The following is a 20406-nucleotide window of genomic DNA, read 5'->3' on the forward strand; positions in this document are numbered from 1 at the left end:
GTTGTTAAAATTTTAATAAGAATCAAGGAGGCTATATTATATGGCTAAACTAAATGTAGAAGTATTTGCGGACGGTGCAGATATTGAAGAAATGAAAGCAGCTTATAAAAACAAACAAGTGGATGGTTTTACAACAAATCCTAGTTTAATGGCGAAAGCGGGCGTAACAGATTACAAAGCTTTTGCTGAAGAAGCTGTGAAAGAAATTCCAGATGCTTCAATTTCATTTGAAGTATTTGCAGACGATTTAGAAACTATGGAAAAAGAAGCAGCAATTTTAAAACAATATGGCGAAAATGTATTTGTTAAAATTCCTATTGTAAATACAAAAGGTGAATCAACGATTCCTTTAATTAAAAAACTTTCAGCTGACAATGTGAGATTAAACGTTACGGCTGTTTATACAATTGAACAAGTTAAAGAAATAACTGAAGCAGTAACTGAAGGTGTGCCAACATATGTTTCAGTATTTGCAGGACGTATTGCAGATACAGGTGTAGATCCATTACCATTAATGAAAGAGGCTGTAAAAGTTTCGCATAGTAAAGACGGCGTTAAATTATTATGGGCAAGTTGCCGCGAATTATTCAATGTGATTCAAGCTGATGAAATTGGTGCAGATATTATTACATGCCCAGCAGATGTTGTGAAAAAAGTGAATACAAACTTAGGTCGCGATATTAACGAATTATCAGTAGATACAGTTAAAGGCTTTGCGAAAGATATTCAATCTTCAGGTCTTTCTATTCTATAATATATAAATATATTTAAACCCTCATAGGCATTGTGCTTATGGGGGTTTTTCATGTTCGAGTCAATATTGAATTAATATGTATTTCATTGTCTGTAGAAATTTGGGATTCAATTTCTCTATGTTGAGGTCCTCATCCAACTCTCATTGTTTGTAGAATTTCTTTTCGAAATTCTATGTGTTGGGGCCCCGACTAGAATTGAAATAGCTTATAATAAGGGCATTTTCGTTCGGTCAATGACTGGCAATATAACAGTGTAGAGGGTCTGGGATAGGCTCAATAACTATAAAAAATAGCTATGAAAAATTCTATCGTCATAGATTTTTTCATAGCTAAACTTAATATGCTTTGTTACCTTTATATAATTGCAGAATGTAAATATGCAATAACATTTGGAAAGGCACCTATTAATACTTTGTAAAAGCTTTGGTGTCATCATGTAAATATCAAAATAATTAATGATTTTATTGTTAAATGGCTAAGAGGTTATTGATAAAATGTATTAAAATCGGTACCTCTAAACGTTTTGTTTTTAAGTAAGTATAGCCAAAAATTAAACCTGAATAAAAATACGGTAGATAACCAATCAGTGTATCAGATTCATGTATTAGTGCGAAGAATATGCTTGATACAATTAGTCCTAAAAAAAGATGATTTCTAAATAAAACTCGTATAATCAATCCACGACAGATAATTTCTTCCGTGATAGGTGGAATAATGGCAATACTAATCAGAGCCAAGTGATAAGGTACATCTTCAAACTCTTCATCTATCAACGTTTCATTTAATGTAGGTGGTGCAAACATATCATATAAATTATCTAGTCCATACATCAACAAAAATCCAAATATAATATAAAGCATATGAGTGAATTTTAATTTTTTGAAAGATAATAAATTGATATTTAAAACTTTAAGAAATACAACACCTAGTAATATAATGAATAGCCCAATATACTCATGGTCATAACTGACGTCTGTTCCATAATTAATAACTAAAAAAATGACTAACATTTTTAAAACTGCAATTAAATAATTGTCCTTTGTTACAGACAAATCATCAACAAAAATATTGTTATTCCTCGAAAACATATTAATTCTCCTAAAATAAAGTATGATGTTTAATTTTTATGAAAATTAAGCTAATTATACAAGGTTTTTTATTGTTTTAAAAGATTGTATATTATTAAATTGTATTGCATATAGTTTTGTGAATAACATGTTGAGGGAAAATTATTGTGTATTATATCAACTAGTATTATCTCCATATTATAAAGAGCAGAGCTAACAAGTTATTTAAGAAGTGCATGAATATTACAACTTCTAATCGTTTTGTTTTTATATAAATTAGGCCAAAAATCAAACCAGAATATAAGTAAGGTAAATAACCAATCCAAGTGTCAGATTCGTGTAATGATGCAAAAACTAAACTAGACACAATTAACCCTAAAAACAAGTGTTTTCTGAAGATAACCCTTATTATCATACCGCGAAAAACAATTTCTTCCACAATAGCGGGGATGATGGTAACAGTGAAAATAGAAATATAGAATGGTGTATTTCGTATTTCTTGCTCTAATTGTTGTTCATTTGCCGGTACGTCATGAAAATATAAATAAAGATTATCTAATCCATAAATTAATAGTGCACCGCCTATAATATAAATAACTTGAGACAATGTTAATTTTTTAAAAGAGAATAAATTGATTTTGAATAGCCTCAATAGAATTAAACCTACTAATACAATCAGCATACCATAAAGCAAATGTACTTCACTGGCACCTATGCCGATAAACAGAATGATAGTAATAAAAAATGCTGCCATTAAAGTTAAAAAATAATTTCCTCGTGTAACCGATAAATCATCGTAAAAAAAGTCTTTGAATTTTTGCATGCTAAATCCTTTCTTTTCATTTTTTAAGATTAATTTTGAAGGCAATATGATTATGGCTAGATTCATTATATATGAAACATTTAAACGATTAAAATTTATCATTGTACTTACCTAAAAAGCATTAGTTTGAAAAAATTAGCAGACTGTATTTTAGCGTCAAATCACCATAAATGAAATTGTAATATGGATTTTTGTAGATTTGATACATATATTTCTGTAAAATATATAAAATACACTTTCAATTGACGCTAATGTTTAAAATTACGTCAATATTATAAAGGAGAGAAATCCTTAATTATGAATAAAGCATCATTTGATAAAAAAGTTAAAAAGCAATTATGGTTTTTGAACAAGAAGGAGAAACAAGCATTAGATCAACGATTGTCTTCTATATCTGATGATAACAGCGTTAACTTAAATAAGCCTGTTACCTTTGCTAATGCTTACTTAAGACAAAATGTATTTCGAAATAAAGAAACAAAAAGTTATAGTATGTTTGTTACATTAGTAGTGATGATGTTTGCTTATGTTGCTTTATTAGGTTTGTTTTTATTTGGGCTAATTACAAGTCTATCTGGCGTACAATTTTTCGTTAATCCAAAGGTAGATTTATCTACAACTGTTGTTATTTTAACAATAATTGGAGCGATTTTATTAATGATTGTTAGCATATATTTTATAAAAATTGTGACATCATACTTTACTAAGAAACTTTTAGAAATTAAATTTAATTCGAAATAGTATTTTCAATGAAGTGCTTCAAAGCTAAACTTTCATGACATTTTTTTGAAACTAGAGAAAATGGCTCATCAACTTCTAGCTGAATGCCTTCTTGAAAATGTATTAATGTTGAATTCTCTATGGCAGTCATACCAACAATATAATGTGCATTGATATAAATTTGTATCGGTGCACGTTTATGTTTTAACGGAAAAAGTATAGTTTTTGCATTGATGTAAATGGGAACCAGTTTATTAATATTTAGTATGTTTTTTGCAGTCTCAATTAGCACACTTTGTGATGATAAATGCAATTTCGCATAATATGAAACGAGTTTGTTAATTGGAACTTTAAGAATGTAATCGCAATGTAAAAAGACACAATTTGTTTCGAGATGGTTTGAAGTAGCAGTTTGGATATAAAGTAGATATTTAGTAGAATTGTCTTGCAAATATAGTACTCCTTGTATAATAAGTTGTTAATTTAATGGTTAAAATAAATTTATATGAAGATGATAGAGTGTTTCAACATCCTTAACACATCGACCGAAATTTCACAATAAACTAATTAAAATTATGTTGGCATTTACGCTTAACGGACGTCTTAATTAATTTAATCGTTGAAAGCGATAATGACATGATTTCAGCAATTTCAAATTGCTTGTATCCTTCAAGGTATAGTTTGAGCCATAGTCTTTCTCTATGATTTAAAAACTTGAAGATATCTTGTAAACGAAGGTCATGTTCATTAAAGTATGTTGGTTGTTCAGTTAATGTTGGTGAATTATTCTCACATAAAATGACATCTTTTAATTGATTTTGTTGTCTGAATAAATCGATAAGGTAAAAATTTAATCGAGTGAATAAAAAAGAGGATAAAGATTGCTTGAGGGTTTATATATCTGACTCAATTGCCACATTTTTATCAAGAGTAGTTGATAATACTCATCATAATTATAGCTAATATTATATTTTTTTAAAAGATGGTGTATGATTTTGTGGTGTTTGTTGTATACGTCATTAAATTTCAAGTAGTCATTCTCCAAGTTATACGTATAACAAATATTTCCGGATAAAGTTAGAATAAAATATTTAGAAAAATCATACATTTGCGTAATCGCTAAATTAAGTGTTAAATATAAGACATAAGTAATTAATTTAATGTGATATGATGTATTATTACTTTGCTAAATAGTAGATAGAACAAAATTTGTAATCGGGAGGTAACAATGGATTACGCACATTTAAATTTAGAACATTTTTTTGCACGAAACGACGATTTAGATGTTATTAGAGATCGCGCTGATTTCGTGATGATAAATAACTTCACTAATGAAATGATGTATCGTGATGGTCAAATTGAAGGTACGATTGATTTAAATCAGTACTATTATAAAAATAGATCAAATGCAGCAAGTTTTATTATGATGGATTATAAAAAAGGAACTAAGTAAACGAACAAGAGAATTTTTTGTTTTTTAATACATGAATAATAAGATTATTGATATAAAGGTTTTCAAAGGTTATACAAGAAGATAAAACATTTATGATTCGTAGATCAACGTAAAGTAATGTTGATAAATCGTTTAAAACGTTTCATTTACATTACTGTTTATTTATGAATATGTAACAATGCATAGATAAAATTGTTAAACGGTTTTAATAATGTTAAACTTTATTATCGTAGTCAAACTGAATGTATAACAACAATGACCTAAGAGGTGTGGATATGAATAAACACAAGAAAGGTTCTATTTTTGGAATAATAGGACTTGTTGTCATATTTGCTGTTGTCTCATTTTTATTTTTCTCAATGATATCCGATCAGATATTTTTCAAACATGTTAAATCAGACATTAAGATTGAAAAGTTAAATGTTACATTAAACGATGCAGCAAAGAAACAAATAAATAATTATACGAGTCAACAGGTATCAAATAAAAAGAATGATGCATGGAGAGATGCATCTGCAACAGAAATTAAAAGTGCAATGGATAGCGGTACATTTATTGATAATAAAAAGCAAAAATATCAATTTTTAGATTTATCAAAGTACCAAGGAATTGATAAAAACAGAATTAAACGCATGTTAGTCGATAGACCAATGTTATTGAAACATACGGATGATTTCTTAAAAGCTGCTAAAGACAAGCACGTTAACGAAGTTTATTTAATTTCACATGCATTATTAGAAACCGGCGCAGTTAAAAGTGAATTAGCTAATGGAGTCGAAATTGATGGCAAAAAATACTACAATTTCTATGGAGTAGGAGCCCTTGATAAAGACCCAATTAAAACAGGTGCAGAATATGCTAAAAAGCATGGTTGGGATACACCTGAAAAAGCTATTTCAGGCGGTGCTGATTTCATTCATAAGCACTTCTTATCAAGCACAGATCAAAATACATTGTATAGTATGAGATGGAATCCAAAAAATCCAGGAGAACATCAATATGCTACAGATATTAAGTGGGCAGAAAGTAATGCAACAATTATCGCTGACTTTTATAAGAACATGAAGACTGAAGGAAAATACTTCAAATACTTTGTGTATAAAGATGACAGTAAACATTTGAATAAGTAATTTGATAAGCTACGAGTTGATTTTTTGACTCGGACATACTAAAAAGACACTTTCTATCTTGTTTTGATAGAAAGTGTCTTTTTATATTAAATAAAGATATTGATTGATAATTCCGCCAATGCAAGCGGGGCCCCAACATAGAAGCTGACAAAAAGTCAGCATACAATAATGTGCAAGTTGGCGGGGTCTCAACATAGAGAAATTGGAACACCAATTTCTACAGGCAATGCAAGTTGGCGGAGGACATCGATAAAGAATTATTTTTTCTTTAGAAATTAGTATTTCTTATGCATGAGTTTTACTCATGTATTCCTATTTTTAAGTACACATTAGTTATAGCTAATGATAAAGAGCCACTGCATAATAAATCATTAGTGTTTTTTATCATTTCTGTCCCACTCTCATCATGATTTGAAATTTTCAATTGCGATTTTAATTTCATCTCTCACACGTTGGAACTCTGACCATGGTTTGCCTGCAGGATCATCAAATCCCCAATGTTCCTTTTTAACATTTGTTGGTAAAGAAGGGCAATTTACGTCTGCATCACTACATAATGTAACAACTAAATTTGAATTTTTAATAATATTATTATCGATTAAATCTGATGTATGATTTGATATATCAATGCCTACTTCTTTCATAGCTTCTATCGCTTTGGGATTAACACCGTGTGTTTCGATACCAGCAGAATATACATTCCAATCTTCCGCTAAGATTTGTTTAGCCCAACCTTCAGCCATTTGACTTCGACATGAGTTGCCTGTACATATAAAATAAATTGTTTTTTTAGTCATAACAATCTCCTAATTAATTAAAATATGATAAGTGTTAGATACAATCCTAAAAGGGTTATAAATAGTACTGGAATTGTAATGATGATACCAGTTTTAAAGTATGTGCCCCAAGAAATCTTAACATCTTTTTGTGTTAAGACGTGTAACCACAGTAATGTAGCTAAAGAGCCTATCGGTGTAATTTTTGGACCTAAATCAGAACCGATAACATTCGCATAAATTAGGCCTTCTTTTAACATGCCATGGACATTTGATTGACCAATAGCAATCGCATCTATTAAAACTGTAGGCATATTATTCATTATTGATGATAAAAATGCTGAAATGAAGCCCATTCCCAAAATGGTGCTAAATAGACCGTAATTGGAAATATATTCTAATATTTTAGCCAATATTAAAGTAATGCCAGCATTTCTTAAGCCGAATACGACGATATACATACCAATTGAAAATAATACTATATTCCAAGGTGCGCCCTTAATGACTTCCTTAATATTTACAGCATTTGATTTACGAGCCAACATTAGAAATATAAAAGCAATGATTCCAGTGAAAATTGATACCGGAATTTTAGTGAATTCACTGATTAGATAGCCGAAAAGTAATATAACTAGCACAATCCATGAAATTTTAAATAGCTTTAAATCATTAATAGCATCTTTAGGACGTTTTATATTATTATCATCAAACGTTTTAGGTATAGCTTTTCTAAAATATAACCACAATACTATAATACTTGCTAAAAGTGAGAATAAATTAGGTATAAACATTCTACTAAAATATCGAACGAATCCTACATGAAAATAATCGGCAGATATAATATTCACTAGATTACTTACAATTAAAGGTAAAGACGTTGTATCAGCAATAAAACCACTTGCAATAATAAATGGAAATATTGCGCGCTTATTAAATCCAATATTTTTAACCATCGCTAATACAATAGGCGTTAAGATTAACGCTGCGCCATCATTTGCGAAAAATGCAGCAACAATGGCACCTAATAATATGATATAAACGAACATTTTTAAACCATTGCCTTTTGAAGCATGAAGCATGTGAATAGCTGACCATTCGAATAATCCAACTTTATCTAATATTAATGAAATAAGAATGACTGAGACAAAAGTAAAAGTAGCATTCCATACAATACTTGTTACTTCGAAAACATCGGAAAAACTTACAACACCAGTAATAACAGCAATAAAGGCTCCAGTTAATGCGGTAATGCCAATATCTAGGCCTTTAGGTTGCCATAATACAAATATTAAAGTAACTAGAAAAATGAGTATTGCTAAAGTTGTCATCATTAGCATTCACTAGTCTTAAGGTTATGACAAATACATCGTTGGTTAGAGGTATGAACCTTAGACAAGTTATGAATTACGGACTCAAAAAGATCATGATTAAGCTGGTATAAATGTTTATTTCCGATTTTTCGTGTCGTAACTAAGTTGGTTTTTACTAATGCTTTCATATGATAGCTAAGTGTAGGTTGAGAGAATTGAAAATGTTCTAACAAATCACAAGCGCATAACTCTCCACAAGAAAGTAAATCTAGTATTTCTAATCTGCTTGAATCTGATAAAACTTTTAAATATGTTGCTAGTTCTTTATACGTCATAACATACCTCCTAGACGTTAAATAGAGTATCATCTATATAGATGAATGTCTATGTTTCTCTGGTATATTATACGATATGACTATGTAATCTAAATTTGGTTTTAGTATTAAAAGGGTATTAAAGATAAATATAGATATTGATTTTGCAAAATATACTCTTTGTTTTGCATTGAAAAAGGTGATTAGCCATATTCTGAGTGTATGGCCAATAACCTTAGTTGAATTTATTTTGTAATCAAGGGTATTGATTAAGAAGCTTTGTTTTTACGACTAAAAATCATAAATAGAATTACTAATGAGATTAATATCTTTGCTATAAATTTCAATTTAATTCACCTCGGTATAAATATTTTAACACAAACACTAGATTTGATATTAAATGAAAAGTTTTAAATGGTTTAATGGTTGTGAAAGTGAAATAATAGCTTGCCTTAATAAATTTTATTAAAAATACCAAATTGCTATAATTTTAGGTAATAGTTTAAATATAATATTTTGAATTACAAAAGGATGGATGATATATGCGTGTAGCAATAATAGGCATGGGAACTGCTGGTGTAAGTGTATTGAGAGAGTTAGTTAAGCACCCGAAATTTAATCAATTAGATATAGATTTATACGATGATAAAGTAAATATGGGACAGGGCGTACCATTTCAAAATGATAGTTCTGAGCTGCTAATTAATATGCCTTCGAAAAAGATGAGTTTAAATTTAGATGATGAGACTGAATTTTGGAAGTGGTATAAACAACAAACTGATTTTAATTTTGATGAACCTGCATATTTACCGAGATTTGTATTCGGACATTATATGAAATCTTATTTATCTATGTTCACAAAAAAATATCCAAATATATCAACTAATTACAATAAAGTTCAAGAGATTTATACAAATTCTAATATTGATGAAACGAATTTAACTTATTACATATGTACTACAAATTCAGAAAAATCATGGCAAGCGTACGATTATGTATTTTTAACATGTGGTACATTTGCCTACCATGATCCATATAACTTAAAGGGTAAAAAAGGATATATTGCTACGCCTTATCCAACATATAATACGTTAGACGAAGTAAATGAACTGGACGATATTGCGATTATTGGTACAGGCCTTGCCAGTTTAGATGTTGTTCGTTATGTTGCTGCTCATCATCCGAAATTACCAATTACTATGACGAGTCGTTCTGCTCATTTACCAAGTGTAAGAGGTACAATGATAGACGTGACATTCAAGTACTTAACTAAAGACAAATTAAATGACATTAAAAAACATCATTTCGGCAATGCACCGCTTGATACTTTAGTTTCTTTATTTTTAAAAGAATGTGCTGAATATGACATTGATTTTAAAAAATTAGTACATAGACGTACAGGAAATCATATTGCAGATTTGAAGTATGATTTAGCGCGTCCAACAGAAATGGGCATTTTCCAAAGTATGATTGAACATTTGAAAGAGAATTTAAATTGGATATGGAATAGCTTAAGTATTGAAGACCAACATCAATTTAATCAAAAATACTCAAAGATGATTCAATTAAATTCAAATCCAATGCCTCCAAGAACTGCTGAACTAATTATTGAATTAATAGAAAATAAGTCTTTAATTTTGAAAAAAGATTTAGAAGATGTGAAACATGATGGCAAGTTGTATTATTTTTCATACAAAAACCAAGAATCAGTAGACATATATAATGTTGTCATTAACGCGACAGGTGCAAAAAGTCATTTAAATGAATTGGATCAAGATGATCAATTAATTAAAAATCTTGAAAATAGACAAATTGTACAAGCACATCCAATGGGAGGCATACAAATCATACCTGAAACCAATCAAGTTATTAGTCCAAGGTTTGGAACATTAACAAATATGATTGCAATAGGTCAAATGACAAACGGTGTTAATAAACTACGAAATGGTGTGAAAATGATAGTAGAACAAGTTGCGCATACAGTATCTCAATTATATGATGCTTTAGAATCGAATGAGCAACAACAGCACAGTGACAATCAATAATTTGTAACTAGAAGATAATAAAGAGAACGCTCTATAGAGACGAATTGAAGGTTTGCTTTTAATGTCTGTTAGTAAGAATCATATCAATGAGATGCCTATAGTACTCAGATTATATTAAATTAAAACCGTCATTAATTGTTTTTTCAGAAAACATATAGTATCATTTTAAATGTAGTTGACATACTACGTACTCAAATAATCTATAACAATTTCATATATAATTCTTTCGGGGCAGGGTGAAATTCCCAACCGGCAGTAAATAAAGCCTGCGACCTGCTAATATGTTTCATATTAGTGGCTGATCTAGTGAGATTCTAGAGCCGACAGTTAAAGTCTGGATGGGAGAAAGAATGTTAATTATCGACAAAGATAATGTAGCGTATTTGTAAAAATGTGTACAAATAGGCTTATTTAACGATAAATTTTTCTCCTTGCATCTTAATTCATGATGTGAGGATTTTTGTTTATAGAGGTGATCATTTGAGTCAATTTATGGATTATGCGATTCAACTTGCAAATATGGTACAAGGTCAAACAGGTGTTAATCCACCCGTTGGCGCTGTTGTAGTTAAAGAAGGTAGGATTGTTGGTATTGGTGCACACTTGAGAAAAGGTGACAAGCATGCGGAGGTTCAAGCACTTGATATGGCACAACAAAATGCTGAAGGTGCGACGATTTATATTACGTTAGAGCCATGTAGTCATTTTGGTTCAACACCACCCTGTGTTAACAAAATAATTGATTGTAAGATAGCTAAAGTAGTTTACGCAACAAAAGACAATTCGTTAGATACACATGGTGATGATACGTTACGGGATCACGGTATTGAGGTTGAATGCGTTGATGATGAACGTGCATCACAATTATACCAAGACTTTTTTAAAGCAAAAGCAAAGCAACTGCCACAAATTACAGTGAAAGTATCTGCAAGTTTAGATGGTAAACAAGCGAATGATAATGGACAAAGTCAATGGATTACTAACAAAGAGGTTAAACAAGATGTCTATAAGTTAAGACATCGACACGACGCAGTGTTAACTGGAAGACGTACAGTTGAATTAGATGATCCACAATATACTACACGTATTCAAGATGGAAAAAACCCTATAAAAGTAATATTGTCTAAGTCTGGGAATATTCATTTTAACCAGCAAATTTATCAAGATGAATCAACACCAATTTGGATATATACAGAAAATCCAAATTTAACAACCAATCAAACACATATTGAAATTATTTACTTGAAGTCTTGTGATTTAACAACAATTCTTCACAATTTATATAAAAGAGGAGTTGGAACTTTGCTAATCGAGGCAGGTCCAACCACTACTTCAGAATTTCTCCAATCTAATTATATAGATGAATTTATTCTCTATTATGCCCCGAAATTAATTGGTGGATCTGGAAATTATCAATTTTATCAAACAAATGATGTGATTGAGATACCAGATGCGAACCAATTTGAAATTGTTCATTCCGAGTTATTAAATCAAAATGTTAAATTAACTTTACGAAAGAAGTGATGATGCATGTTTACTGGCATCGTTGAAGAAATAGGTGTCGTTAAAAGTGTTCAAATTCGTCAATCAGTCAGGACGATTGAAATCGAAGCACATAAGATTACGGCAGATATGCATATTGGTGATTCCATCAGTGTTAATGGTGCATGTTTAACAGTGATTGATTTTGATCCGACATCTTTTACTGTTCAAGTAATTAAAGGCACTGAAAATAAAACCTATTTAGCAGATGTTAAGCGACAATCAGAAGTAAATTTAGAGCGTGCCATGAGTGGTAACGGTAGGTTTGGTGGACATTTTGTCCTCGGTCATGTAGATGAACTAGGAACAGTTTCAAAAATAAATGAAACAGCCAATGCCAAAATTATTACGATTCAATGTAGCCAACATATTAATAATCAGTTAGTTAAGCAAGGGTCTATTACTGTGGATGGTGTAAGTCTAACGGTATTTGACAAACATGATAACAGTTTTGACATTCATCTTATTCCAGAAACGAGGCGTTCAACGATTTTATCATCCAAAAAATTAGGAGATAAAGTACATTTAGAAACAGACGTTTTGTTTAAATATGTTGAAAATATTTTAAATAAAGATAAAGACCAATTATCTGTAGATAAATTAAGAGCATTTGGTTTTTAGGAGGGGTAGCATGCAATTCGATAATATTGACAGTGCTTTAATGGCTTTAAAAAATGGAGAAACAATTATTGTAGTAGATGATGAGAATCGTGAAAATGAAGGTGATTTAGTAGCGGTCACTGAATGGATGGACGATAATACCATTAATTTTATGGCGAAAGAAGCAAGGGGATTAATATGCGCACCAGTGTCTAAAGATATTGCACAACGTTTGGATTTGGTACAAATGGTTGATGATAACTCCGACATCTTTGGTACGCAATTTACAGTGAGTATTGATCATGTAGATACAACAACAGGAATTAGCGCTTATGAACGTACATTGACTGCCAAAAAGCTCATTGATCCTAGTAGCGAGGCATTTGATTTTAATCGTCCTGGTCATTTATTTCCATTAGTAGCACAAGATAAAGGCGTATTAGCTAGAAATGGACACACAGAAGCGGCTGTTGATTTAGCTAAACTTACTGGTGCCAAGCCCGCTGGTGTCATTTGTGAGATTATGAACGATGACGGCACGATGGCGAAAGGACAAGATTTACAAAAGTTTAAAGAAAAACATCAATTAAAGATGATTACGATTGATGATTTAATTGAATATCGTAAAAAATTAGAACCAGAAATTGAATTTAAGGCAAAAGTGAAAATGCCTACAGATTTCGGAACATTTGATATGTATGGTTTTAAAGCGACTTACACAGATGAAGAGATAGTTGTACTGACAAAAGGTGCAATTCGACAACATGAAAATGTACGCTTACATTCTGCGTGCCTTACAGGCGATATTTTCCATAGTCAACGTTGTGATTGTGGTGCTCAACTAGAATCGTCTATGAAGTATATCAATAAACATGGCGGCATGATTATTTATCTACCTCAAGAAGGTCGTGGCATAGGATTGTTAAACAAATTACGCGCATATGAATTAATTGAGCAAGGATATGATACAGTAACTGCAAATTTAGCATTAGGTTTTGATGAAGATTTGCGAGATTATCATATTGCTGCACAGATTTTAAAATATTTTAACATCGAACATATCAATTTATTAAGTAATAATCCAAGTAAATTTGAGGGATTAAAACAATATGGCATTGATATTGCAGAAAGAATTGAAGTTATCGTACCAGAAACGGTACATAATCATGATTATATGGAAACGAAAAAAATAAAAATGGGTCATTTAATATAGGAGGACTTTAATATGAATTTTGAAGGTAAATTAATTGGAAAAGATTTAAAAGTTGCAATCGTAGTTAGTCGATTTAATGATTTTATCACTGGAAGATTACTTGAAGGTGCAAAAGATACTTTGATTCGACATGATGTTAATGAAGACAATATTGATGTAGCATTTGTTCCGGGTGCGTTTGAAATCCCTTTAGTAGCTAAAAAATTAGCCTCATCAGGAAATTATGATGCAGTAATTACATTAGGATGCGTAATTCGCGGTGCTACGTCTCATTATGATTATGTTTGTAATGAAGTCGCGAAAGGTGTTTCTAAAGTAAATGATCAAACTAATGTACCAGTCATATTTGGTATTTTAACGACTGAAAGTATTGAACAAGCTGTGGAAAGAGCAGGTACGAAAGCTGGCAATAAAGGTGCCGAAGCAGCAGTAAGTGCAATTGAAATGGCTAATTTATTAAAATCTATAAAAGCATAGAGCGCTGTTGAGAGTTCATAATCAAAGATTTATAAATGATTCAGAACTGCCAATATAACATTTAGGAGCCTAGAACATTGATTATTGTTCCAGACTCCTAAATTATTGTTTATGCCATGCTCTATTTACGGTATAATTTTTTAATTGTACTTAAACCTAACATAACTGTACCTCCTAAAGCTGCAATTATGCCAACACGTTTTAATCCAGCAGGCTTCACAAATTCTTTTACAGCGAGAGATAGGTTTTGTGGGCGTTCTGCTAATCTTCTCATAAAATACGCAAACCAATCATCGCCATAAGGTACATAAATAGTAAAATTATAGCCTTCATTTGCAATTTCTTCTGCTAACTCTGATCTAAAACCATAGAGCATTTGGAATTCCATACGATCTTTTTCAATGTGATTTTCTTTCATAAATTGTTTTACATGATTAATGATGCGATGGTCATGTGTTGCAATTGAAGTGAAATTGCGTGCGTTTAACAAACGTTGTTCAATTATTTTGATGTAATTTGCATCTACATCTTCCTTAGATTGAAATGCAATTGATTCGTTTTCTTTATATGCACCTTTAACCAAACGTAATCGTAAATCTTGGTACTTATCAACTAATTCATGGCTATCGTATAAATATGCTTGAATTACAGTACCAACATTTCTAAATTCGCCTTTTAATCGATCTAAAACTTGAACAATTTGTTGCAGGCTAGAATATTTTTCAGTATCAATATTTATATGCATATTGTTGTAAGTATTTGCTTTAAGTAAAATCTCTCTTAAATTTTGGTAAGCTAATTCTAAGTCGAATTCTGCACCTAACTGACTCAATTTAACAGACATATGTGCCTTTACGCCATGTTGATGAAGGGCGTCCATAATTGTTAAAATTTGTTCTTTAGCATGATTACTTTCTTCAACTGTACCGACAAATTCCCCTAAATTGTCTACCGTAACAGCGATATTCTTGTCATTTAAGTATTCGATTGTATTAATTAACTCTGGAATTGTATTTCCGGCAACGACTTTATTGGCACCCAAACGTGGGCCCACTTTTTTTGCTGCGTTGTTTAAAAAAATATTATTAGATAATCCGATAAAAAAATTCTTTAATAGTGCCATTGCTACTCCTCCAAACCCTTGTGTTTACAATAAGTTTAGCATGAAAAAAATATTCGAGAAAGCGTTTTCATCAAAAACAATCAAAAATAATTATGTATAATTACACTATTATTGATGTTGATTTCATTTGTATATAATAATATGGACAACAATAATACTATAAATAGAAATCTACATAGTGAATTTGCTATAATTATGTTATTGAAGATTAATGAAAAAGGGGCAGTATAATAATGTGGAAGTGGGAAGCTGAAAATGATGCGAAAGGCGTCGTTGTTATTGCTCATAATATATTAGAACATACGGGAAGATATGCATATGTTATTACGATGTTAAGAAGAAATGGCTATCATGTGATTATGGGAGATTTGCCTGGTCAAGGTCAAACTTCAAGAGCTAATAAAGGACAAATTGAAAACTTTCAAACGTATCACGAAAGTTTGCTAGACTGGTTAAAGATAGCTAATGAATATAAAATTCCTACTTATGTATTAGGGGTAGGACTTGGCGGTTTGATTTTATTAAATTTACTTGAAAAAGTAGAATTGCCAATCGAGGGGATGATGTTAATTTCTCCTATGCTAGAACTTCGAAAGAATGGAAAAAATCGTAAAGATAAACTTGTTTCAAATATAGGTAAAATATCAAAAGACACACGTTTTAATGTTGGTGTAGAACCAAAAGATTTAACACGTAATTTAGAAATTGTTGAAGAAACAGTTAACGATGGTTTAATGTTAAAAAAAGCAACGTATCATTGGTATAATACAATTAATGAGACGATGAAAGATACGATGGCTCATATTCATGACATTCAACCAATGCCAACACTATTAATGTATGGAACGAAGGATTTAATTGTTGATACTAGGGCAATTGATGAGTTTAAAGAAAAATATCAAACACCTGAATTATATTTTAAAGCTTGGCAAGGTTTTTACCACGAGGTTCACAATGAGCCAGAACGCGATGAAGTAATGCGTTATATTCTGACTTTCTTAAATAACAGCGTCAATACAATGGGCTTTATTGTTGAAGATGACGAAATTGTAGAAATTTAATATTCTAAGAAGATGAGACAGTAGATGCTCATCTTTTTTTTAACTTTTTTAAGGTTGAGAATGTATATCACATTTTATACACATTTGATTTGTAAGAAATGTTTTGATTTATACAAATCATATCTTGAAAAATAACCAATTTAGCCTCATTCGGTTTGATTTAATTTGTTAAATTTAAGGCTAACTAATTAATTTAGTTTAATCAATTTTCATGAGAGTTATATGTAATAAAAATTCAATGCGTATCTTTTTTGAAGAAATATATGTAGAATTGTTGCAATTTAATGGTAATATTGATATATTTTCTTTGTATATAAATTATAAAATTAATATGTAATAGAGTGATTTGTTTTATGTACTATTATCTTATTTCTAAATATTAACTCTATTGATTATTGGTTTTTATACTTATTTAATTTTATTCAACTTTGACAATTGAATAGAAAGCAAGTTTATTTACACTTGTAGTTTTAAGCATAAGTTAGCACATACAAGTTTTGGGATTGTTGGGATGTTTGTTAATACTTGTATGGTGGCTAAATATGTGATCATTAATTGGGAGATGTTTAGCATGAAAAAAGTAAATAACGATACTGTATTTGGGATTTTGCAATTAGAAACACTTTTGGGTGACATTAACTCAATTTTCAGTGAGATTGAAAGCGAGTACAAAATGTCTAGAGAAGAAATTTTAATTTTACTAACTTTATGGCAAAAAGGTTCTATGACGCTTAAAGAAATGGACAGATTTGTTGAAGTCAAACCGTATAAGCGTACTAGAACGTATAATAATTTAGTTGAATTAGAATGGATTTACAAAGAGCGTCCTGTTGACGATGAAAGAACAGTTATTATTCATTTCAATGAAAAGTTACAACAAGAGAAAGTAGAATTGTTGAATTTCATCAGTGATGCGATTGCAAGTAGAGCAACAGCAATGCAAAATAGTTTAAACGCAATTATTGCTGTGTAAGTTTAATAGCATAAAAAGAGGTTTTCATTAAGTTGAAAACCTCTTTTTGTTGTTGGTATTAATTTTTCAAATGTTGACTACTCAATCCTAAATTATAAATAGTATAGCGCAGCAAATGCTTAAGAAATTTTTTCTATGGCACAAATGAATGGAGCATGATTACGTTGGTTTAAAAATTGATATTGCAAAACTTGCGCATGCTTTTGATCCAAAGTACTCAAGTAATCAAGCAATGCATGCTTCTCAATTTGTCCTTCGCTATGACCATGATATATAACAAGTACGATAATTCCTTCAATTGACATTAATGATAGCAATGAATTAATAGCTTGGATTGTCGTGTCAGGCTTTGTCACGATAGATTTATCACCTTTAGGCAAATAACCTAGGTTAAAGATGGCTGCATCAATATGACCTTTATGTGCATCATTTATATGATGTTCAATATTTTCATGTCCATCTTTTATTAAAGAAACATGATTGAAATCCTTAACTTTATCACGTGTATTTTCCAAAGCTAAATCTTGAATGTCGAAACCATAAACATGTCCTTCTGGTACTTGTTCGGCTAAAAATAAAGTGTCATTGCCGTTACCGCAAGTCGCGTCTACAACAATACTTTCTGATGTTATGTGTTGTTTAATAAGTGTTTTTGAAAAAGGGAGTATACGTTCTAATTTCATTGCTTCACCTTAGACTTGTAACGCAACCCTTGATAAGAATTTCTACGTGCTAATTCAGCATCGATGCCATTTAATACTTCCCATTTATTAACACTCCACATTGGACCGACCATGATATCTATTGGACCATCACCGGTAATTCGGTGAACGATCATTTCAGGGGGAATCACTTCTAATTGATCCACAACTAGGTTTGTGTATTCTTCTTGAGTCATAAAAGTTAATAAACCTTTATCGTATTGTTTTACCATCGGTGTACCTTTTAACAAATGAAGTAAATGAATTTTAATACCTTGTACATCCATTTGTGCAACTTCTTTGGCAGTAGCCATCATCATGTCATAGTCTTCGCCAGGTAAGCCATTAATGATGTGTGTACATACATTGATATTATGCTTACGTAATTTTGCCACACCATCATAATAAGTTTTCATATCATGGGCACGATTGATTAAATCAGATGTTGATTGATGGATTGTTTGTAGTCCTAATTCAACCCATAAGTATGTTCGTTGATTCAAATCTGCTAAATATTCGACAACATCGTCTGGTAGACAGTCAGGACGCGTACCAATAGATAATCCCACAACACCCGGTTCTTTAAGTACAGGTTCGAATTTTTCTTTTAATACTTCAACTGGTGCATGTGTATTTGTAAATGCCTGAAAATAAGCAATATATTTTCCTTCGTGCCATTTCTCATGCATCTTTTCCTTAATTTCTTTAAATTGTACTGCGATTGAATCTGCACGATTACCTGCAAAGTCTCCGCTACCTGCAGCAGAACAAAATGTACATCCACCATGTGCTACAGTGCCATCGCGGTTAGGACAGTCAAACCCGCCATCCAATGCAACTTTAAATATTTTTTGTCCAAATTTATTTTTTAAATGGTAATTCCATGTGTGATAACGTTTGTTTTCAAAAGCGTATTGGAAATGATTGCCCATATGTCATTTTCCTTTCTATAAAAAAAGAGTTCTAAGTACAGATTTTAACATATTTTAATGTTATAGTGTTTATTATAGTTTGACAAAAAAGAGAGAGGAACTATGAAATATGAATATACCTAAATCAGTCTGGTGGCTAGTAATTGGCATGGCGTTAAATATTACTGGTTCCAGTTTTTTGTGGCCTTTAAATACAATTTATATGAAACAAGAACTTGGAAAAAGTTTAACTGTTGCTGGTTTAGTGCTAATGATAAATTCATTTGGCATGGTTATTGGAAACTTATTAGGTGGTTCACTATTTGATAAATTAGGTGGATACAAGACGATTTTAATTGGAACTTTCACTTGTCTTTGTAGTACAACGCTACTTAATTTCTTTCACGGGTGGCCTTGGTATGCTGTATGGCTTGTAATGTTAGGCTTTGGTGGCGGAATGATTATTCCTGCGATATACGCAATGGCTGGAGCAGTGTGGCCGAATGGCGGAAGGCAAACGTTTAATGCGATATACTTAGCGCAAAATATTGGTGTGGCTGTCGGCGCAGCAATGGGCGGCTTTGTCGCAGAATTTAGCTTTAACTATATCTTTTTAGCCAATCTTATTATGTATGTTGTGTTTGCGCTTGTCGCGGTAACGCAATTTAATATTGAAATTAATGCGAAAGTTAAATATCCAACTCATTTAGATATTACTGGTAAAAAGAATAAAGCAAGATTTATTTCATTAGTACTAATTTGTGCAATGTTTGCAATTTGTTGGGTTGCGTATATTCAATGGGAGTCTACAATCGCATCATTTACACAATCTATTAATATTTCAATGGCACAATATAGTGTTTTATGGACAATTAACGGAATAATGATTTTAGTAGCACAACCATTAATTAAACCGATTCTCTATCTGTTAAAAGGAAACTTAAAGAAGCAAATGTTTGTCGGCATCATCATTTTTATGTTGTCGTTCTTTGTTACGAGCTTTGCCGAAAACTTTACAATATTTGTTGTCGGTATGATTATTTTAACTTTTGGAGAAATGTTTGTATGGCCAGCAGTTCCAACTATAGCCAATCAGTTAGCGCCAGATGGTAAGCAAGGACAGTACCAAGGTTTTGTGAATTCAGCTGCTACAGTAGGAAAGGCATTCGGTCCATTTCTTGGTGGTGTATTAGTTGATGCGTTTAATATGCGCATGATGTTTATCGGTATGATGGTACTACTTGTATTTGCATTAATATTATTAATGATTTTCAAGGAGAATAATACGCAACCTAAAAAAATAGATGCATAATGAGTAAATAGAATTAACGTTATAGACTTGAAATAAATGTCGTTATAACATAATATTAATTTGTATAATTTAATTTCGTTTGGAGCTTTTCTACAGAAAG

22 protein-coding genes, 1 pseudogene and 1 riboswitch are annotated in these 20406 nt (G+C 31.1%); of the genes and pseudogenes, 13 read left to right on the top strand and 10 right to left on the bottom strand.

Features of this window, described 5'->3' with window-relative positions:
* Positions 1-40 precede the first annotated feature (40 nt).
* Complete coding sequence (locus ACXQH5_RS09580; RefSeq protein WP_001096492.1) at positions 41-754, top strand: transaldolase; 714 nt, start codon at positions 41-43, stop codon at positions 752-754.
* A 468-nt stretch (positions 755-1222) separates the two neighbouring features.
* Here the strand turns inward: ACXQH5_RS09580 and ACXQH5_RS09585 are convergent, their stop codons facing one another.
* Positions 1223-1843 (bottom strand): CPBP family intramembrane glutamic endopeptidase, encoded by a 621-nt coding sequence (locus ACXQH5_RS09585; RefSeq protein ID WP_000492902.1) that lies wholly within the window; start codon positions 1841-1843, stop codon positions 1223-1225.
* A 166-nt stretch (positions 1844-2009) separates the two neighbouring features.
* Entirely contained in the window at positions 2010-2645 is a 636-nt protein-coding gene (sdpA, locus tag ACXQH5_RS09590; RefSeq protein WP_025175276.1) for a CPBP family intramembrane glutamic endopeptidase SdpA, read from the bottom strand.
* Positions 2646-2942: 297 nt separating this feature from the next.
* Here sdpA and ACXQH5_RS09595 point away from each other — a divergent pair, with 297 nt between their 5' ends.
* Positions 2943-3386 (top strand): hypothetical protein, encoded by a 444-nt coding sequence (locus tag ACXQH5_RS09595; RefSeq protein WP_001030470.1) that lies wholly within the window; start codon positions 2943-2945, stop codon positions 3384-3386.
* Here the strand turns inward: ACXQH5_RS09595 and ACXQH5_RS09600 are convergent.
* Both ACXQH5_RS09600 and sigS read right to left on the bottom strand, forming a co-directional pair.
* Positions 3373-3816, bottom strand: a complete 444-nt coding sequence (locus ACXQH5_RS09600; protein WP_001153740.1) for a competence protein ComK — start codon at positions 3814-3816, stop codon at positions 3373-3375. The two genes, ACXQH5_RS09595 and ACXQH5_RS09600, sit on opposite strands and share 14 nt — an antisense overlap.
* 112 nt (positions 3817-3928) lie before the next feature.
* Positions 3929-4395, bottom strand: a pseudogene (gene sigS, locus ACXQH5_RS09605) (RNA polymerase sigma factor SigS).
* A 198-nt stretch (positions 4396-4593) separates the two neighbouring features.
* Here sigS and ACXQH5_RS09610 point away from each other — a divergent pair.
* Positions 4594-4818, top strand: a complete 225-nt coding sequence (locus ACXQH5_RS09610; RefSeq protein WP_000384172.1) for a hypothetical protein — start codon at positions 4594-4596, stop codon at positions 4816-4818.
* Positions 4819-5093: 275 nt separating this feature from the next.
* On the top strand, positions 5094-5948 hold the full coding sequence (locus tag ACXQH5_RS09615; RefSeq protein ID WP_001032836.1) for an N-acetylglucosaminidase: 855 nt from the start codon (positions 5094-5096) through the stop codon (positions 5946-5948).
* Positions 5949-6352: 404 nt separating this feature from the next.
* Here the strand turns inward: ACXQH5_RS09615 and arsC are convergent, their stop codons facing one another.
* From arsC to ACXQH5_RS09630, 3 genes are read right to left on the bottom strand one after another with little or no spacing between them, the layout of a single operon-like run.
* Positions 6353-6745, bottom strand: coding sequence for an arsenate reductase (thioredoxin) (arsC, locus tag ACXQH5_RS09620; RefSeq protein WP_000163239.1), 393 nt, complete (start codon positions 6743-6745; stop codon positions 6353-6355).
* A 17-nt stretch (positions 6746-6762) separates the two neighbouring features.
* Positions 6763-8055 (bottom strand): arsenite efflux transporter membrane subunit ArsB, encoded by a 1293-nt coding sequence (gene arsB, locus ACXQH5_RS09625; RefSeq protein ID WP_000989100.1) that lies wholly within the window; start codon positions 8053-8055, stop codon positions 6763-6765.
* Positions 8055-8369 (bottom strand): ArsR/SmtB family transcription factor, encoded by a 315-nt coding sequence (locus ACXQH5_RS09630; RefSeq protein ID WP_057504483.1) that lies wholly within the window; start codon positions 8367-8369, stop codon positions 8055-8057. The genes arsB and ACXQH5_RS09630 overlap by 1 nt, the downstream gene beginning before the upstream one ends.
* Before the next feature lie 521 nt (positions 8370-8890).
* Between ACXQH5_RS09630 and ACXQH5_RS09635 the strand changes: the two genes are divergently transcribed.
* The 5 genes from ACXQH5_RS09635 (at position 8891) to ribH (ending at position 14225) form a co-directional block, all read left to right on the top strand.
* Positions 8891-10393 carry an FAD/NAD(P)-binding protein gene (locus ACXQH5_RS09635; RefSeq protein WP_001261664.1) on the top strand — a complete coding sequence of 501 codons (1503 nt, stop codon included), beginning with the start codon at positions 8891-8893 and terminating at the stop codon, positions 10391-10393.
* A 218-nt stretch (positions 10394-10611) separates the two neighbouring features.
* Positions 10612-10747, top strand: a riboswitch (FMN riboswitch).
* 126 nt (positions 10748-10873) lie between these two features.
* Positions 10874-11917 (top strand): bifunctional diaminohydroxyphosphoribosylaminopyrimidine deaminase/5-amino-6-(5-phosphoribosylamino)uracil reductase RibD, encoded by a 1044-nt coding sequence (ribD, locus tag ACXQH5_RS09640; RefSeq protein WP_000077340.1) that lies wholly within the window; start codon positions 10874-10876, stop codon positions 11915-11917.
* Positions 11918-11923: 6 nt separating this feature from the next.
* A complete protein-coding gene (locus ACXQH5_RS09645; protein ID WP_000493883.1) occupies positions 11924-12556 on the top strand; it encodes a riboflavin synthase in 633 nt (210 codons plus the stop codon).
* A gap of 10 nt (positions 12557-12566) precedes the next feature.
* Positions 12567-13748 carry a bifunctional 3,4-dihydroxy-2-butanone-4-phosphate synthase/GTP cyclohydrolase II gene (locus tag ACXQH5_RS09650; RefSeq protein WP_001159028.1) on the top strand — a complete coding sequence of 394 codons (1182 nt, stop codon included), beginning with the start codon at positions 12567-12569 and terminating at the stop codon, positions 13746-13748.
* Positions 13749-13760: 12 nt separating this feature from the next.
* Positions 13761-14225, top strand: coding sequence for a 6,7-dimethyl-8-ribityllumazine synthase (gene ribH, locus ACXQH5_RS09655; RefSeq protein WP_001008551.1), 465 nt, complete (start codon positions 13761-13763; stop codon positions 14223-14225).
* A gap of 121 nt (positions 14226-14346) precedes the next feature.
* On the opposite strand, the gene ACXQH5_RS09660 is transcribed toward ribH, so the two are convergent.
* Positions 14347-15348 (bottom strand): proline dehydrogenase family protein, encoded by a 1002-nt coding sequence (locus tag ACXQH5_RS09660; RefSeq protein ID WP_234720440.1) that lies wholly within the window; start codon positions 15346-15348, stop codon positions 14347-14349.
* Between the two features lie 111 nt (positions 15349-15459).
* On the opposite strand from ACXQH5_RS09660, the gene ACXQH5_RS09665 reads away from it, so the two are divergent.
* The 3 genes from ACXQH5_RS09665 (at position 15460) to ACXQH5_RS09675 (ending at position 17382) form a co-directional block, all read left to right on the top strand.
* Positions 15460-15579: a hypothetical protein gene (locus tag ACXQH5_RS09665; protein WP_014937042.1), complete on the top strand. Its 120-nt coding sequence runs from the start codon at positions 15460-15462 to the stop codon at positions 15577-15579.
* Positions 15580-15581: 2 nt separating this feature from the next.
* Entirely contained in the window at positions 15582-16409 is an 828-nt protein-coding gene (locus tag ACXQH5_RS09670) for an alpha/beta fold hydrolase (RefSeq protein WP_000266100.1), read from the top strand.
* A gap of 571 nt (positions 16410-16980) precedes the next feature.
* Positions 16981-17382 (top strand): transcriptional regulator, SarA/Rot family, encoded by a 402-nt coding sequence (locus ACXQH5_RS09675; protein ID WP_000757543.1) that lies wholly within the window; start codon positions 16981-16983, stop codon positions 17380-17382.
* Between the two features lie 119 nt (positions 17383-17501).
* Here ACXQH5_RS09675 and ACXQH5_RS09680 read toward each other — a convergent pair whose 3' ends face one another.
* Together ACXQH5_RS09680 and ACXQH5_RS09685 are read right to left on the bottom strand one after the other, a co-directional pair.
* The gene (locus ACXQH5_RS09680; RefSeq protein ID WP_000764429.1) at positions 17502-18065 is read right to left on the bottom strand and encodes a class I SAM-dependent methyltransferase; all 564 of its coding nucleotides are present in this window, start codon (positions 18063-18065) and stop codon (positions 17502-17504) included.
* Positions 18062-19015, bottom strand: coding sequence for a TIGR01212 family radical SAM protein (locus tag ACXQH5_RS09685; protein WP_000526539.1), 954 nt, complete (start codon positions 19013-19015; stop codon positions 18062-18064). The genes ACXQH5_RS09680 and ACXQH5_RS09685 overlap by 4 nt, the downstream gene beginning before the upstream one ends.
* Before the next feature lie 109 nt (positions 19016-19124).
* On the opposite strand from ACXQH5_RS09685, the gene ACXQH5_RS09690 reads away from it, so the two are divergent.
* A complete protein-coding gene (locus ACXQH5_RS09690; protein ID WP_001025062.1) occupies positions 19125-20306 on the top strand; it encodes an MDR family MFS transporter in 1182 nt (393 codons plus the stop codon).
* Positions 20307-20406: the final 100 nt, after the last annotated feature.

The sequence above is a fragment of the Staphylococcus sp. SA22 genome (genome assembly GCF_054165785.1).

Excerpts from the sequence above, each read along its gene's own strand:
- ACXQH5_RS09585 (WP_000492902.1), bottom strand. The coding sequence starts at position 1,843 with ATGTTTTCGAGGAATAACAATATTTTTGTTGATGATTTGTCTGTAACA.
- ACXQH5_RS09670 (WP_000266100.1), top strand. The coding sequence starts at position 15,582 with ATGTGGAAGTGGGAAGCTGAAAATGATGCGAAAGGCGTCGTTGTTATT.
- ribH (WP_001008551.1), top strand. The coding sequence starts at position 13,761 with ATGAATTTTGAAGGTAAATTAATTGGAAAAGATTTAAAAGTTGCAATC.
- ACXQH5_RS09650 (WP_001159028.1), top strand. The coding sequence starts at position 12,567 with ATGCAATTCGATAATATTGACAGTGCTTTAATGGCTTTAAAAAATGGA.
- ACXQH5_RS09675 (WP_000757543.1), top strand. The coding sequence starts at position 16,981 with ATGAAAAAAGTAAATAACGATACTGTATTTGGGATTTTGCAATTAGAA.
- arsC (WP_000163239.1), bottom strand. The coding sequence starts at position 6,745 with ATGACTAAAAAAACAATTTATTTTATATGTACAGGCAACTCATGTCGA.
- ACXQH5_RS09595 (WP_001030470.1), top strand. The coding sequence starts at position 2,943 with ATGAATAAAGCATCATTTGATAAAAAAGTTAAAAAGCAATTATGGTTT.
- ACXQH5_RS09690 (WP_001025062.1), top strand. The coding sequence starts at position 19,125 with ATGAATATACCTAAATCAGTCTGGTGGCTAGTAATTGGCATGGCGTTA.
- ACXQH5_RS09580 (WP_001096492.1), top strand. The coding sequence starts at position 41 with ATGGCTAAACTAAATGTAGAAGTATTTGCGGACGGTGCAGATATTGAA.
- ACXQH5_RS09645 (WP_000493883.1), top strand. The coding sequence starts at position 11,924 with ATGTTTACTGGCATCGTTGAAGAAATAGGTGTCGTTAAAAGTGTTCAA.
- sdpA (WP_025175276.1), bottom strand. The coding sequence starts at position 2,645 with ATGCAAAAATTCAAAGACTTTTTTTACGATGATTTATCGGTTACACGA.
- ACXQH5_RS09660 (WP_234720440.1), bottom strand. The coding sequence starts at position 15,348 with ATGGCACTATTAAAGAATTTTTTTATCGGATTATCTAATAATATTTTT.
- ACXQH5_RS09635 (WP_001261664.1), top strand. The coding sequence starts at position 8,891 with ATGCGTGTAGCAATAATAGGCATGGGAACTGCTGGTGTAAGTGTATTG.
- ACXQH5_RS09630 (WP_057504483.1), bottom strand. The coding sequence starts at position 8,369 with ATGACGTATAAAGAACTAGCAACATATTTAAAAGTTTTATCAGATTCA.
- ACXQH5_RS09615 (WP_001032836.1), top strand. The coding sequence starts at position 5,094 with ATGAATAAACACAAGAAAGGTTCTATTTTTGGAATAATAGGACTTGTT.
- ACXQH5_RS09680 (WP_000764429.1), bottom strand. The coding sequence starts at position 18,065 with ATGAAATTAGAACGTATACTCCCTTTTTCAAAAACACTTATTAAACAA.
- arsB (WP_000989100.1), bottom strand. The coding sequence starts at position 8,055 with ATGATGACAACTTTAGCAATACTCATTTTTCTAGTTACTTTAATATTT.
- ACXQH5_RS09610 (WP_000384172.1), top strand. The coding sequence starts at position 4,594 with ATGGATTACGCACATTTAAATTTAGAACATTTTTTTGCACGAAACGAC.
- ACXQH5_RS09685 (WP_000526539.1), bottom strand. The coding sequence starts at position 19,015 with ATGGGCAATCATTTCCAATACGCTTTTGAAAACAAACGTTATCACACA.